Origin of the sequence: Dietzia aerolata (assembly GCF_014144865.1) — a bacterium.
GTDB classification, from domain to species: domain Bacteria; phylum Actinomycetota; class Actinomycetes; order Mycobacteriales; family Mycobacteriaceae; genus Dietzia; species Dietzia aerolata.
On the sequence record NZ_JAALDM010000251.1, the window covers coordinates 1 to 12,804 of the forward strand.

Here is a 12,804-nt window from a genome sequence, read left to right on the forward strand (position 1 = left end):
CCCGCCACGCCCGGGCGCGGGTCGCCCTGGCCGCGGCCGCGTTCGGCCGGTGGGCGGTGGACTCGGTCCACCTCGATATCGCCGACGAGGCGGGTCAGCGCGCCGAGGCGCTCGACGCCGTCGCGCTGGGGTATGTGGGCACGGCGTGCATCCATCCGTCCCAGGTGGCGGTGGTGCGCGGGGCCTATGCGCCCGACGACGACGAAGTGGCGTGGGCCCGCCGGGTTCTCGACGCCGCGGAGCACGAAAAGGGCGTGTTCCAGCTGGATGGCCGCATGGTTGACGGTCCCGTATTCCGCCAGGCCGAGGCGACCCTTCGCCGCGCGCAGGCAGCCAACTCCTAGAAATCCCCTCGGGCCGGTCCCGGTCCACCACGAAATACACCCGTAGAGGAGCACCGAGATGACCACCTCAGATCTCGATTCCACCCAGCGTGACCCCGCTGTGTCGCAAACGGCAGGAGAGACGGACGTCCCACTGCTCACGGAGACCATCCCCGACAATCTCGCGGCCACGGTGGAGCGGTTCGGGGACCGGGACGCCCTGGTCGACGTCCAGGCCGGGCGCCGGTGGACGTACACCGAGTTCCTCGCCGACGTCCGCAGGCTGGCCTCGGGGCTGCACCGCCTGGGGATCCGGGCCGGGGACCGGGTGGGCGTGTGGTCGCCCAACCGGTGGGAGTGGGTGATGGTCCAGTACGCCACCGCCGAGATCGGGGCGATCCTGGTCAACATCAACCCGTCGTACCGGGTGCACGAACTCGAGTACGTGCTCAAGCAGTCCGAGATCAAGGCGGTGCTCGCGGCACCCCAGTTCAAGGACTCCGACTACACGGGGATGCTGGCGCAGACGCAGCCGAACTGCCCCGAGCTGGAGATCGTGGTGCTCTTCGGGGACGAGGAGTGGGAGTCGATGATGTCGGGCCCCACCCACACCGAGGAACTGACGGAGATCCGCGCCGGTCTGTCGGCCGACGACGCGATCAACATCCAGTACACGTCCGGCACGACGGGCTTTCCGAAGGGCGCCACGCTCTCGCACTCGAACATCCTCAACAACGGCTACTTCGTGGGCGAGACGATCCACTACTCCGAGGTCGATCGAGTGTGCATCCCGGTGCCCTTCTATCACTGCTTCGGCATGGTCATGGGAAACCTGGCGTGCACCACCCACGGCGCGTGCATGGTCATCCCCGCGCCCGCGTTCGACCCCACCGCCTCACTGCGGGCGGTCGAGCAGGAGAAGTGCACCAGCTTGTACGGCGTGCCCACGATGTTCATCGCCGAGCTCGCGCTGGAGGACTTCGACTCGTTTGACCTGTCCACGCTGCGGACCGGGATCATGGCGGGCTCGCCGTGCCCCGAGTCGACGATGCGCCAGGTGATCGATCGGATGAACATGGAGGAGGTGTCGATCTGCTACGGCATGACCGAGACCTCGCCGGTCTCCACGCAGACCCGCTCGGATGACTCGCTCGACCGACGCGTGTCGACAGTCGGCCGCGTCGGTCCGCATCTCGAGATCAAGATCGTCGACCCCAGCACCGGGGAGGCGCTGCCGCGCGGGCAGGCCGGAGAGTTCTGCACCAAGGGCTACAGCGTCATGCTCGGCTACTGGAACCAGCCCGACAAGACGGCCGAGGCGATCAACGACGACGGGTGGATGCACACCGGCGACATCGGGGAGATGGACTCAGACGGCTACGTGACGATCACCGGCCGCATCAAGGACATGGTGATCCGCGGCGGCGAGAACATCTACCCGCGTGAGGTGGAGGAGTTCCTCTACACCCACCCGGACATCCTCGACGCGCAGGTGATCGGCGTTCCCGACCCCAAGTACGGCGAGGAGCTCATGGCGTGGGTCCGGCTCAAGCCCGGTCGCGACGACCTCACCGCCGAGCAGGTGCGCGAGTTCGCCGCCGGCAAGCTGGCCCGCCACAAGATCCCCCGCTACGTCCACGTGGTGGACGAGTTCCCCATGACGGTCACCGGCAAGGTCCGAAAGGTCGACATGCGCGAGTCCTCCATCGAGATCCTCGGCCTGGCCTGATCCGGCGCCGACCCGACGACTTTCACACCACCGCCCGCCACATTCAAGGAGTGCGTGTATGTCCAGCAAGATCATGAGCGCGGCCGAGGCCGTCGCGGATATTCCCGACGGGGCGTCGATCGCCGCCGGCGGATTCGGCCTGTGCGGGATCCCGCAGGTCGTCATCGAGGCGCTCGCCACCCGCGAGGTGGGCGACTTCGAGGTGTTCTCCAACAACGCCGGCGTCGACGGCAAGGGGCTGGGCATCCTGCTCGGCGCGGGAAAGCTCCGGCGCATCGTGGCCTCGTATGTGGGGGAGAACAAGGAGTTCGCCCGCCAATACCTTTCCGGCGAGCTCGAGGTGGAGCTGACCCCGCAGGGCACGCTCGCCGAGCGCATGCGGGCCGGCGGCTCGGGCATCGGCGCGTTCTTCACCCGTACCGGAGTGGGCACCTACGTCGCCGACGGCGGGATGCCGTGGAAGTACGACTCCGACGGCGGCGTCGCGGTGGCGTCCCCGCCCAAGGAGACCCGCGAGATTCGCGGGGAGACCTACGTGCTCGAGCAGGCCATCGAGGCCGACTTCTCGCTGGTGCGTGCCGCGGTGGCCGACCGCAACGGCAACCTGCGGTTCAACATGACCGCCCGCAACTTCTCGCCGCTGGCCGCGATGGCCGGCAAGGTGTGCATCGTCGAGGCGGAGCGGATCGTCGAGGTGGGCGAGCTGGCCCCGGATGACATCCACCTGCCGGGCATCTTCGTCCACCGCCTGGTCGAACTGACGCCGGAACAGGTCCTGTCCACCAAGTGGATCGAGAAGACCACCACCAACCCGCCCTCGGAAGGACAGCGCTGATGAGCAACGCCGCTACTCCCGCCCGTCGTGACCGTAAGGCGATGGCCGCCCGCGCCGCCCTGGAGCTGTCCGACGGCCAGTACGTCAACCTCGGGATCGGCCTGCCGACACTGGTGCCGAACTACGTCCCCGCCGGCGTCGAGGTGACGCTGCAGTCCGAGAACGGACTGCTCGGCATCGGCCCCTACCCGCACCCGGATGACGTCCACCCGGACCTGATCAACGCGGGCAAGGAGACCGTCACGACCCTGCCGGGATCGTCGATCTTCGACTCGGCGATGAGCTTCGGCATGATCCGCTCCGGAAAGATCGACGTCGCGATCCTCGGCGCCATGCAGGTTAACCCGGCCGGCGACATCGCCAACTGGATGGTGCCCGGAGCCATGGTCAAGGGTATGGGCGGCGCGATGGACCTCGTCGTGGGAGCCCGCCGGATCGTCGTGGTGATGGATCAGGTCGCCAAGGACGGCTCCTCCAAGATCGTCTCCGAGATCACCCTGCCCCTGACCGGGCTGGGCTGCGTCAACCGCATCATCACCGAACTCGGCGTATTCGACCGCGACGAGAACGGCCTGACGCTCATCGAACTCGTCGACGGCGTCACCCTCGAACAGATCACCGCCGCCACCGACGCACCGTTCGCCGTCGCCGACGCCCTGAAGTAGCTCGGACCCCGATTGGCGGGGCGCACACCTGGCTCGGACGTCGGCGCACACCTGGCTCGGACCGGCACCAGTGCAGACGGCACACTGGATCGTGTGAACGAACGCCCCGGACCCTGGACAGAGTCACCGCCAGCCCCTGTCGCTGCCGGCGACGGCCTGTGGACCACACCGGTCCGGGGCAAGGTGGCCGTCGCGGCAGTGGCGTGGGTGCTGGCGTATGTGGCTGCTGTTGTCGTCGTCGTGATCGTGGGGCTTTTCGCCCTGCGCACCGTCGGTTCCGGACCCCCACCGTCCGCACCGCTGGCACTCGTCGTGATCCTGGGAACCGCCGGCGCCGCGCTGGCCGCGGTGCGGATCCACCTCCTCGGTCGGCACGGACTCCGCTGGGCGGATCTGGGCCTGCGGCGCCCCGACCGCTCGCCACTACATCTGTTGTGGCAGATTCCGGCGGTGATGCTCGCCGGCGCGACCGCATCCGCGCTCGTCCTGGTGCCGCTCGGGCTGGGCGAGGACGCGGGGGCCACGGACGAGGACGCGCTCGCCGATCTGGTCACGGGTGGCCCGGTGGTCGTGGTGCTGGGGCTGCTGGCCGTCGCGGCGATCGTGCCGCTGATGGAAGAGGTGGTGTTCCGGGGCATCGTCCTGCCCGCGTTCCGGGCCAGATACCGTGCCGCGCTGGGGATCACGCTCGCCGGGCTAGTGTTCGCGGTTGTCCATCTGATCCCGCCGGCGATGCCCTACCTCGTGGTGGTGGGGATCTCGCTGTGCGCGATGGCAGAGTGGTACCGCTCGATCGTGCCCGGCATCGTGCTGCACGGGGTCAACAACGCGGTGGTGTTCGCGTCGATCATGGCGGCCACGGCTGTGCTGTGACTGCAGGGCTGGTCGGGCGCGGTGGGGCCGACGGGGCGGGGCCGGTCGGGGCGTCACGCGAGAAGCGCGGAGACCAGCAGCAGGACCGGGAGCGCCCCGAGCGTGGTGAGGACCGCCGAATCGCGGGCGAGGAGAATGCCGTGACCGTAGCGCGTGGCGACCACCAGCACGTTCTGCGCGGTCGGGAGCGCCGCCGCCACCACGACCGTGAGCAGCTCGTGGCCCTGCATGCCGAGCAGGTAGGCGCCGAGGGCGTACGCGATCAATGGGTGCGCGACGAGCTTGAGGACGCTCGCCAGGGCGATCTCCCGGCGCGGTGAGGCACCCGCCTCGAGCACCTTGACGCCGTAGAGGGACATGCCGAACACCAACAGCGCGCCCGGGACCGAGATCTGGCCGACCAGCAGCACCGGCTCCAGCAGCTTCTCCGACGGCGTCCACGGCACCGCCGCCACCACCACGCCGGCGAGTGCCGCCAACACGATCGGCGTACGGATGGCCTGGGTCAGGGCGCCCAACGCGCCGCCGTGTCCACCGTCGTCGCCCGTGCCGTCCGCGTTCTCGGCGCGGCCGGCCCGCTCGAGAACCGCGATGGCGATCGGCTGCATCACGACGACCTGGAACAGCAGGAGCGGCATGACGAACCCGAGGTCGCCGAGCACGTACAGGGCAATCGGAATACCGAGGTTGGCGGAGTTGACGTAGCCGGCGGACAGTGCGCCGATCATCAGATCCGACGCGGATCGGGTGAGCCACGCGCGGGCGATGGCCATGTACAGGACCGCGACGATGATCGCGGAGACCGCCGAGACCACGAACACCCCGGTGAACACCTGGTCCAGGGTGGTGCGGGCGAGGGCATCGAACAACAGCGCCGGGGTGGCGACGTAGAAGACCAGCCGGTTGAGCACCAGTCGGCCTCCGGGCCCGAGGACCTCCGTCCGGGCCAGGATCCAGCCCAGGGCCACGAGCACGACGATCACGGCGAAGCCGTTCAACACACCTGCCACGATTTGGCTCCTCGGGGTGGGGTGGAGATAGGGGAGGGGTGGTTAACAGAACGCCAATCGGGGCTGTGCCTCCTGATTGCAGGAGGCACAGCCCCGATCGGATTGCTGTTGCCTTAAGTCGGCGGCCCGGTGGGCACCGCAGGATGAGCGGACGCGGCATGGCCGCGACCTGGGTGACTCAGCGGCTGGTGAAGGGCAGCAGAGCCATCTCGCGGGCGTTCTTGACGGCCACGGCAACCTGACGCTGCTGCTGCGGGGTCAGGCCGGTGACGCGGCGCGAACGGATTTTGCCACGATCGGAGATGAACGTGCGGAGGGTGTTGATGTCCTTGTAGTCGACGGTCTCGATGCCGGCGACCTTCAAGGGGTTCTTCTTGGGCCGGCGGCCCTCCTGGGCCCGGACCTTCTTGGACGGGGTGCTACGTGCCTTAGCCATGATTCCTACTCACCAACTCGACTTCGTGACACCGGGCAGCTCGCCACGGTGGGCCATCTCGCGCATGCGAACGCGGGAGAGGCCGAACTTGCGGAGGTAGCCGCGGGGGCGGCCATCGGCGACGTCGCGGTTACGCACCCGCACGGGCGAGGCGTCACGCGGCATCTTGTTGAGAGCGGTCTGGGCATCCATACGGGCCTCATCCGAGCTCTCGGGGTTCTTGATGATTGCCTTGAGCTCGGCGCGCCGCTCGGCGAACCGGGCAACCTTTGCCTTGCGCTGCTCGTTGCGCGCGATCTTGGACTTCTTGGCCACGGGTCAGCGCTCCTCTCGGAATTCGACGTGCTTACGGACGACCGGGTCGAACTTCTTGAGGACGATGCGGTCCGGGTTGTTGCGACGGTTCTTGCGGGTCACGTAGGTGAACCCGGTACCGGCCGTGGACTTCAGCTTGATGATGGGGCGGATGTCGTTACGGGCCATCTCAGATCTTCTCCCCACGGGCACGGATGCGAGCCACCACGGCCTCGATGCCGTCGCGGTCAATGGTCTTGATGCCCTTCGTCGAGACCGTCAGCGTGACGCGACGACCCTCGGAGGGCAGGAAGTAGCTGCGACGCTGGATGTTCGGGTTCCAGCGACGGTTGGTCCTGCGGTGTGAGTGCGAGACGGACTTGCCGAAACCCGGCTTCCGTCCCGTTACCTGGCAATGCGCCGACATGGCGTGCTTCTCCTTCCGCCCCGTGATGCGGTGGCGCGCGGCAGATGAACACTCCCGTGCGGCCGGAGCCGGGGCAGGAGTGGATCGCCACGTCGCGAACACCGTCAGAGGCGATTGCAAACGTGCAGACAACAGCGATGGTCTAGTTTACGGGCAGGTGGCCGGAAACGGTAATCGGCACGTCAGCGGCGGTATTGTGGCCACTTGAGCTCTGGCCGACCTGTGGGCGTCCCGCTTCGAATTGGGTGCCTGGCCATCATACGGGTAAGGTTTACCGATGCGTGTGCTGAGACCGGACCCCCGGTTCGGCCACTGGCCAATGGCCACGGCGCGCCCCACCAGTGGGGCATGCGCCAGACCAACAGTCTTCTACCGAGCTAGAGGGATCCAGTTATGAAGAGCGATATCCACCCCGACTACCACCCGGTGGTCTTCCAGGACGCGGGCACGGGCACCAAGTTCCTCACCCGTTCCACCGCCACCAGCGACCGCACCGTTGAGTGGGAGGACGGCCAGTCCTACCCGCTGATCGTCGTGGACGTCACCAGCGAGTCGCACCCGTTCTGGACCGGCGCGCAGCGTGTCATGGACACCGCGGGCCGCGTCGAGAAGTTCCAGCGCCGCTACGGCAACCGCACCCGTCGCGCCAAGTGAGCCGAGGGGCCGCCTGAGCCCCGATCCACCTTCTTAACCCGAGGACACACATCATGGCAGTTCCCAAGCGGCGCCTTTCCCGCGCCAACACCCATTCCCGTCGTTCGCAGTGGAAGGCCGACAACGTCGCCCTCCAGGAGACCAAGGTCGACGGCCGTTCCGTCGTCATTCCCCGTCGCCTGGTGAAGGCCGCGAAGCTCGGCCTGGTCGACCTCGACCGCTGAGGTCGCTGCCGGCTGACGTCGATCAGCCGGCATCTGCGGCCACGCACTCGCACACGCCCGGTATCGAACCCGGTGGACCCGTCACAGGGACCACCGGGTTCGTCGGCGTCTAAAGAGGGTCCGTGCCGGCCGGGTCCGAGCCGCAGTCAGCTCCCACTTAAGGGGCGTCAGTGATTCCTCAGCCGCGCTTCAGGCGCGTGCGCGAGACTGTTCGTCATGAAGATCCTCGTAGTAGATGACGACCAGGCGGTCCGCGAATCGCTTCGACGTTCGCTGACGTTCAACGGATATGAGGTCGACCTGGCCGGGGACGGGGTCGAAGCGGTCGAGATGGTGGATGAGGATCGACCCGACGCCGTGATCCTCGACGTCATGATGCCCCGTCGTGACGGACTGGAGGTCTGTCGCATCCTCCGGAGCCGCGGAGATGACCTGCCCGTGCTGATGCTCACCGCCCGCGATGCCGTGTCGGAGCGCGTGGCAGGGCTGGACGCCGGAGCCGACGACTACCTGCCGAAGCCCTTTGCGCTGGAAGAGTTGCTGGCACGGCTCCGGGCACTGCTTCGGCGTCGTGGTCCCGACGCCGAGGACGCGGACGAGGTGTTGGAGTTCGAGGACCTGCGCATGGACCTCGCGACGCGGGAGGTCACGCGCGGGGATCGGCAGATCCAGTTGACTCGCACCGAGTTCTCGCTGCTCGAGTTGCTCCTGCATCATCCGCGCAGGGTGCTGACTCGTAGTCACATTCTGGAAGAGGTGTGGGGCTATGACTTCCCCACCTCCGGGAACGCGTTGGAGGTGTACATCGGCTACCTCAGGCGTAAGACCGAAGGAGAAGGCGAGGTGCGCCTGATCCACACCGTTCGTGGAGTGGGCTACGTCCTTCGCGAGACTCCGTAGTGGCGTCCGGCACGATCGGGAGAAGTACCGCACCGATCTCGTTGCACCAGCGGGTCACCCTGCTGGCGGCGAGCTCGGTGGGGGTCGCGGTGGCCCTGATGGCCGTCGCGGCCTATTTCGTCGTGTCCGGATCTTTGTACCGCGGCGTCAACGAACGCCTCCAGCAGCAGGCGGATCAGCTGGTCAACAGTCAGCTCGCCTCGGAGTTCGCCCTACAGTCGCGCAGCACCCTCATCGCGTTGCGGGCATTCAACCCGAATCTGGACGCTCAGATCGTCACTCCGTCAGGCGGGCGAACGGCGACCGGTGAGCCCTTCCAGATCGGCAATCCTGAGATCGCGGTGGTGCGTGGTGACACCGAGTCGAGCCTGAGGGCCTCGGGGGGAAAGCAGATCTACGCGGTGAGCGTCCGGGACGGTTCAACCCTGATCCTCGCCCAGGATCTCGGACCCACGCGCGCCACCCTGAACCGTCTCGCGATAGTCCTCACACTGGTGGGTGCAGCGGGCATCGCCCTGGCTGCAGTGGCCGGGACCGCCGTCGGCCGGACCGGCCTGGCGCCAGTGGCCAGACTCACCAGAGCGGTGGAACGTATCGCGCGCACCGATGATCTGCGCCCCATCCCGGTCACCGGTGATGACGAGATCGCCAGGTTGACGACCCGGTTCAACCAGATGCTGGTGGCACTTCGGGAGAGCAGGGAGCGACAGGCGCGGCTCGTCGCGGATGCCGGCCACGAATTGAAGACCCCGCTGACCAGTCTCCGGACCAATGTCGAGCTGCTCATCGTGGCCAGCCGCCCCGGAGCGCCGTCGATTCCCACTGAGGACCGCGAGGGGCTGGAGAACGACGTGGTGGGACAAATTTCCGAGCTGAGTCAGCTCGTCGGGGACCTCGTCGAGTTGGCACGTGAGGATTCTGGTGAGGTGGAGCCCGAGGCGGTCGCGGTGTCGGATGCCGTCGAGCGGGCACTCGAGCGAGTTCGACGCCGGAGGCATGACGTGGACTTTCAGGTCGACCTGCTGCCCTGGTACTCGTACGGCGACTCGGCCGGGATCGAGCGGGCCGTGCTCAATATCTGTGACAACGCCGCGAAGTGGAGCCCCAGCGGCGGGACCGTGACGGTACGGATGCAGCGCTTGTCCGAGGCGGTTATGGAACTGGTCGTCACCGATCAGGGGCCCGGGATCCCCGAAGCAGACCGTCAACTGGTCTTCGAGCGATTCCACCGCTCGCGCGAGGCGCGGGCCATGCCCGGATCCGGTCTCGGGCTGGCGATCGTCAGCCAGGTGGTGACCAGGCATGGCGGCACCGTGGAGATCGGCGACGCCCCGGGCGGAGGAGCCGCCGTCCAGGTGACGCTTCCCGGAAGTGAGGAACCCTCGACGTAGGCGCGGGACTTGCCGGAGTTCCAGGGGCGTTTCAGCGGGCTCACAGCGCAGTAGGGGACGATGGGCTCTATGGAGAACGAAAACGGTCGAGTTCCGGACCCGTACGGAGCCGGCAATGAGTGGGCGTCAGGCGCAGGCTCCGGAACGAGCGGGCAATCCCGTAACCAGGCCGGAGACCAGTCGCGAGGCGGCGGCAATCCGTACGCCCCACAGTCTCCCTACGGTGGGCCGGCGCCCGGGCCGGGCGGGCCGGGCAGCAGTCCCCAGCCTGGTCAGCCAGGTCAGCCGGGCCAACCAGGCACATGGGGCTTCGGGGCGCCAGGTGCTCCCGGTCCTTCGTCCACTCAGGGCGGTCCGGGCTTTGTCGAGGGGCCGGGTGCCCCGGCAGGACCACAACAGACCTCCGTCTTCCCTCCGGGTGGTGCGGGCCCGCAGATGGTGGGTCCGGGAGGCCCGGCTGGTCCGGGTGGACCGGCGGCAACCGGAGAGCGCCGGTCCGGTAAAGGACTTCTCGTCGCTGGTGTCATCGCGGCGATGCTCGTGTCGGGCGGCCTCGGAGGCTGGGTCGGCGCGAGCGTTGCCGGCGGTTCCGGAAACTCCGGTGGCCTGTCGTCAGCGATCAACCTTTCCCAGCCCGAGGGCGAGGCGCCGGACGGCACCGTCGAGGCGGTGGCCGACAAGGTGCTCCCGAGCGTCGTGTCGATCGATGTGCAGGGCCGTACCGGCCGTGGTGAGGGTTCCGGCGTCATCCTCACTCAGGACGGAATGATCATCACCAACAACCATGTGATCGATCTGGCGAATTCCGGCGGCAGGATCCAGGTCAGGTTCGACGACGGCACCAAGGCCTCGGCCCGGGTCGTCGGCACGGATCCCGCGACCGACATCGCCGTGATCAAGGCGGACACGTCCAAGGCACTCACACCGATCGCGTTGGGCACGTCGTCGAACCTGGACGAGGGTCAGGCTGTCGCCGCGATCGGATCCCCGCTGGGCCTGTCCGGCACGGTGACCACAGGAATCGTGTCGGCGATGAACCGCCCGGTGCGGGCCGGTGGTGCTCAGTCCGACCAGAGCACGGTCATCGACGCCATTCAGACCGATGCCGCGGTCAACCCGGGCAACTCCGGTGGCGCGCTGGTGAACATGGAGGGCGAACTGATCGGCATCAATTCGGCCATCGCCTCACTCGGTTCGGGTAGTTCCGGATCGATCGGCCTCGGCTTCGCCATTCCCGTGGACCAGGCCCGCCGCATCGCGGATCAGCTGATCAAGCAGGGCCATGCGACCCGCGCGATGCTCGGCGTTCAGGTATTGGATTCGCCCGATGGCAACGGGGCCCTCGTGCGCGGTGTCGAGTCCGGTGGACCGGCCGACGGGGCGGGGATTCCCGATGGGGTGGTCATCACCCGCGTGGGAGACCGTGTCATCGAAAGCGGCGACGCCCTGGTTGCCGCAATCCGTTCACATGCGCCGGGAGACACCGCCACCGTCACATATGCTGCCCCTGAAGACGGGAAACCGACCACTGTCGACGTTGTACTGGGAGAGGCGCGATGAGCACCAGATTTGATCCGAGAACACTGCCCGGAGGCCGGAGGCTGCCCGCCGACGTGGACTTTGACCCCGAGGTCGCCGATCCGGTGGAACCGCGGATCGCGGGCCGCGCGATGGTCGTCGTGGTGTCCGACCGCGGCGGTGGGGAGGCCGACACGATCGGCCCGCTGGTCACGGAACTGCTCGAGGAAGAGGGTTTCCTCGTCGGCGGTGTCGTGGGAGTCGCCGCGGAGGACGCCGAGGTGCGTAAGGCGCTGGAGACGGCGGTGGTCGGAGGTTTCGACTTCGTGGTGACCATCGGTGGCACCGGCGTCGGCCCCCGCGACATCACGCCCGAGGTGACGGAAGAAATCCTCGACCAGCGACTCCCCGGCATCGCCGAGGCCGTCCGTTCGTCGGGATTGACCGCCGGTGCCGTCGACTCGATCGTCTCCCGCGGACTCGTCGGGGTGTCCGGCAGCACGGTGGTGGCGAATCTCGCGCCGAGCCGGGCCGCGATTCGTGACGGCATGGCGACGCTGTGCCCGCTGGTCTCCTACGTGGTCGCGCAACTGTCGGATCTCGACGAACTGTGACCGACGCCGACCGCGCCACCGACGCCGACGGCGCCACTGACGCTGATGGTGGCACCGGCGAAGGTGCGCGCGGGTCGGACCGGAAGAGGCCCGACCGGGCGCAGCTCGACGCCGTCTTCGGTGACACTCTGCCCACCACGACGTCGGACGAGCGTCGCGGCCGGGGCAGCCGCCTCGACGATGACTGGTGGCGCGAGCAGCGACCACCGCATCACGGCTGAACCCGGCACTGCCGCCACACACCCGGCTCCGCCGGCACGCTCCATTACTGCAACGCGCCCGCGCGTGTCGTAGACGTACGAGCAGACACCGGAAAGACGCCGATCCCCGCTCCCGGAATCCGGAGGCGGGGATCGGTGTATTCAGGCTGGAGGCCTCTCTCCGGGGCACCCCGCGCTCATTGCGGGCGTCCCGGGGAGGGGCGATCAGATGTTGCTCGAGGGGCTGTTCGGGTCCGAGGGGTGGGTGAGCGGACGACCGGCGAGCAGGTCGCGGATCTCCACGAGAAGGTCGTTGTCGCTGGCCGGGGCCTCGATGCCCTTGCGCTTGGCGGCTGCCTCCTTCATCTTGTTCATCGGCGCCACCAGCACGAAGTAGATGATGGCGGCGATCAGCAGGAAGTTGATGATCGCGGTGATGAGCATCCCGAAGTCCATGACCGTCTCGGGGTTCTCCGGGAGGATCTGGATCGCGAAGCCGATCTCGTTGTTCCCGCCGAGCAGTGCGATGAGCGGGTTGATGATCGCGGTGGTGAACGCGTCGACAATGGTCGCGAACGCGGAACCGATGACAACGGCGACCGCGAGGTCGATCACGTTGCCCTGCATGATGAATTCCTTGAAGCCCTTGAGCATCGCGCATTCCTACCTGTAGTTATCCGGCCGTGTGAAGCTATTGCCGGGGGGGGGGGG

At 67.7% G+C, this 12,804-nt stretch carries 18 protein-coding genes; 12 read left to right on the plus strand and 6 right to left on the minus strand.

Annotation, left to right across the window (positions count from 1 at the left end; all coding sequences use genetic code 11):
- The 5 genes from G6016_RS13970 to G6016_RS13990 form a co-directional block, all read left to right on the plus strand.
- On the plus strand, window positions 1–344 hold a 344-nt coding region (locus G6016_RS13970), incomplete at its 5' end, for an aldolase/citrate lyase family protein (RefSeq protein WP_182633236.1).
- A gap of 58 nt (window positions 345–402) precedes the next feature.
- Window positions 403–2,052 (plus strand): AMP-binding protein, encoded by a 1,650-nt coding sequence (locus tag G6016_RS13975; RefSeq protein WP_182633237.1) that lies wholly within the window; start codon window positions 403–405, stop codon window positions 2,050–2,052.
- Between the two features lie 58 nt (window positions 2,053–2,110).
- Complete coding sequence (locus tag G6016_RS13980) at window positions 2,111–2,887, plus strand: CoA transferase subunit A (RefSeq protein WP_182633238.1); 777 nt, start codon at window positions 2,111–2,113, stop codon at window positions 2,885–2,887.
- Entirely contained in the window at window positions 2,887–3,552 is a 666-nt protein-coding gene (locus G6016_RS13985; RefSeq protein WP_182633239.1) for a 3-oxoacid CoA-transferase subunit B, read from the plus strand. The genes G6016_RS13980 and G6016_RS13985 overlap by 1 nt, the downstream gene beginning before the upstream one ends.
- Window positions 3,553–3,645: 93 nt before the next feature.
- Window positions 3,646–4,425 carry a CPBP family intramembrane glutamic endopeptidase gene (locus tag G6016_RS13990; protein ID WP_338403619.1) on the plus strand — a complete coding sequence of 260 codons (780 nt, stop codon included), beginning with the start codon at window positions 3,646–3,648 and terminating at the stop codon, window positions 4,423–4,425.
- A gap of 53 nt (window positions 4,426–4,478) precedes the next feature.
- On the opposite strand, the gene G6016_RS13995 is transcribed toward G6016_RS13990, so the two are convergent.
- The 5 genes from G6016_RS13995 to rpmB form a co-directional block, all read right to left on the minus strand.
- Window positions 4,479–5,435: an AEC family transporter gene (locus tag G6016_RS13995; protein WP_182633240.1), complete on the minus strand. Its 957-nt coding sequence runs from the start codon at window positions 5,433–5,435 to the stop codon at window positions 4,479–4,481.
- Between the two features lie 178 nt (window positions 5,436–5,613).
- Window positions 5,614–5,871, minus strand: coding sequence for a 30S ribosomal protein S18 (rpsR, locus tag G6016_RS14000; RefSeq protein ID WP_010542296.1), 258 nt, complete (start codon window positions 5,869–5,871; stop codon window positions 5,614–5,616).
- Window positions 5,872–5,880: 9 nt separating this feature from the next.
- A complete protein-coding gene (gene rpsN / locus G6016_RS14005; RefSeq protein ID WP_182633241.1) occupies window positions 5,881–6,186 on the minus strand; it encodes a 30S ribosomal protein S14 in 306 nt (101 codons plus the stop codon).
- A 3-nt stretch (window positions 6,187–6,189) separates the two neighbouring features.
- A complete protein-coding gene (gene rpmG / locus G6016_RS14010) occupies window positions 6,190–6,354 on the minus strand; it encodes a 50S ribosomal protein L33 (RefSeq protein WP_010542298.1) in 165 nt (54 codons plus the stop codon).
- 1 nt (window position 6,355) lies between these two features.
- Window positions 6,356–6,592: a 50S ribosomal protein L28 gene (gene rpmB, locus G6016_RS14015; RefSeq protein WP_007632788.1), complete on the minus strand. Its 237-nt coding sequence runs from the start codon at window positions 6,590–6,592 to the stop codon at window positions 6,356–6,358.
- Window positions 6,593–6,985: 393 nt separating this feature from the next.
- Here rpmB and G6016_RS14020 point away from each other — a divergent pair, with 393 nt between their 5' ends.
- The 7 genes from G6016_RS14020 to G6016_RS14050 all read left to right on the plus strand — a co-directional run bounded on the left by G6016_RS14020 (window position 6,986) and on the right by G6016_RS14050 (window position 12,114).
- Window positions 6,986–7,246 carry a type B 50S ribosomal protein L31 gene (locus tag G6016_RS14020; protein WP_182633242.1) on the plus strand — a complete coding sequence of 87 codons (261 nt, stop codon included), beginning with the start codon at window positions 6,986–6,988 and terminating at the stop codon, window positions 7,244–7,246.
- A 53-nt stretch (window positions 7,247–7,299) separates the two neighbouring features.
- Window positions 7,300–7,470, plus strand: coding sequence for a 50S ribosomal protein L32 (gene rpmF, locus G6016_RS14025; RefSeq protein WP_182633243.1), 171 nt, complete (start codon window positions 7,300–7,302; stop codon window positions 7,468–7,470).
- A 216-nt stretch (window positions 7,471–7,686) separates the two neighbouring features.
- The gene (locus G6016_RS14030) at window positions 7,687–8,370 is read left to right on the plus strand and encodes a response regulator transcription factor (RefSeq protein WP_182633244.1); all 684 of its coding nucleotides are present in this window, start codon (window positions 7,687–7,689) and stop codon (window positions 8,368–8,370) included.
- Window positions 8,370–9,761, plus strand: a complete 1,392-nt coding sequence (locus G6016_RS14035) for an ATP-binding protein (protein WP_182633245.1) — start codon at window positions 8,370–8,372, stop codon at window positions 9,759–9,761. Before G6016_RS14030 ends, G6016_RS14035 begins: the two co-directional genes overlap by 1 nt.
- 534 nt (window positions 9,762–10,295) lie before the next feature.
- Complete coding sequence (locus tag G6016_RS14040; RefSeq protein ID WP_241730321.1) at window positions 10,296–11,321, plus strand: S1C family serine protease; 1,026 nt, start codon at window positions 10,296–10,298, stop codon at window positions 11,319–11,321.
- The gene (locus G6016_RS14045; RefSeq protein WP_182633247.1) at window positions 11,318–11,893 is read left to right on the plus strand and encodes a MogA/MoaB family molybdenum cofactor biosynthesis protein; all 576 of its coding nucleotides are present in this window, start codon (window positions 11,318–11,320) and stop codon (window positions 11,891–11,893) included. Before G6016_RS14040 ends, G6016_RS14045 begins: the two co-directional genes overlap by 4 nt.
- Window positions 11,890–12,114, plus strand: coding sequence for a hypothetical protein (locus G6016_RS14050; RefSeq protein WP_182633248.1), 225 nt, complete (start codon window positions 11,890–11,892; stop codon window positions 12,112–12,114). Before G6016_RS14045 ends, G6016_RS14050 begins: the two co-directional genes overlap by 4 nt.
- A 204-nt stretch (window positions 12,115–12,318) precedes the next feature.
- Here the strand turns inward: G6016_RS14050 and mscL are convergent, their stop codons facing one another.
- On the minus strand, window positions 12,319–12,747 hold the full coding sequence (mscL, locus tag G6016_RS14055) for a large conductance mechanosensitive channel protein MscL (protein ID WP_182633249.1): 429 nt from the start codon (window positions 12,745–12,747) through the stop codon (window positions 12,319–12,321).
- Window positions 12,748–12,804: the final 57 nt, after the last annotated feature.

Coding starts and splice junctions, on each gene's coding strand:
- rpmG (WP_010542298.1), bottom strand. CDS start 6,354: ATGGCCCGTAACGACATCCGCCCCATCATCAAGCTGAAGTCCACGGCC.
- G6016_RS13975 (WP_182633237.1), top strand. CDS start 403: ATGACCACCTCAGATCTCGATTCCACCCAGCGTGACCCCGCTGTGTCG.
- G6016_RS13980 (WP_182633238.1), top strand. CDS start 2,111: ATGTCCAGCAAGATCATGAGCGCGGCCGAGGCCGTCGCGGATATTCCC.
- mscL (WP_182633249.1), bottom strand. CDS start 12,747: ATGCTCAAGGGCTTCAAGGAATTCATCATGCAGGGCAACGTGATCGAC.
- G6016_RS14040 (WP_241730321.1), top strand. CDS start 10,296: ATGCTCGTGTCGGGCGGCCTCGGAGGCTGGGTCGGCGCGAGCGTTGCC.
- rpmB (WP_007632788.1), bottom strand. CDS start 6,592: ATGTCGGCGCATTGCCAGGTAACGGGACGGAAGCCGGGTTTCGGCAAG.
- rpmF (WP_182633243.1), top strand. CDS start 7,300: ATGGCAGTTCCCAAGCGGCGCCTTTCCCGCGCCAACACCCATTCCCGT.
- G6016_RS14020 (WP_182633242.1), top strand. CDS start 6,986: ATGAAGAGCGATATCCACCCCGACTACCACCCGGTGGTCTTCCAGGAC.
- G6016_RS14045 (WP_182633247.1), top strand. CDS start 11,318: ATGAGCACCAGATTTGATCCGAGAACACTGCCCGGAGGCCGGAGGCTG.
- rpsR (WP_010542296.1), bottom strand. CDS start 5,871: ATGGCTAAGGCACGTAGCACCCCGTCCAAGAAGGTCCGGGCCCAGGAG.
- G6016_RS14030 (WP_182633244.1), top strand. CDS start 7,687: ATGAAGATCCTCGTAGTAGATGACGACCAGGCGGTCCGCGAATCGCTT.
- G6016_RS13985 (WP_182633239.1), top strand. CDS start 2,887: ATGAGCAACGCCGCTACTCCCGCCCGTCGTGACCGTAAGGCGATGGCC.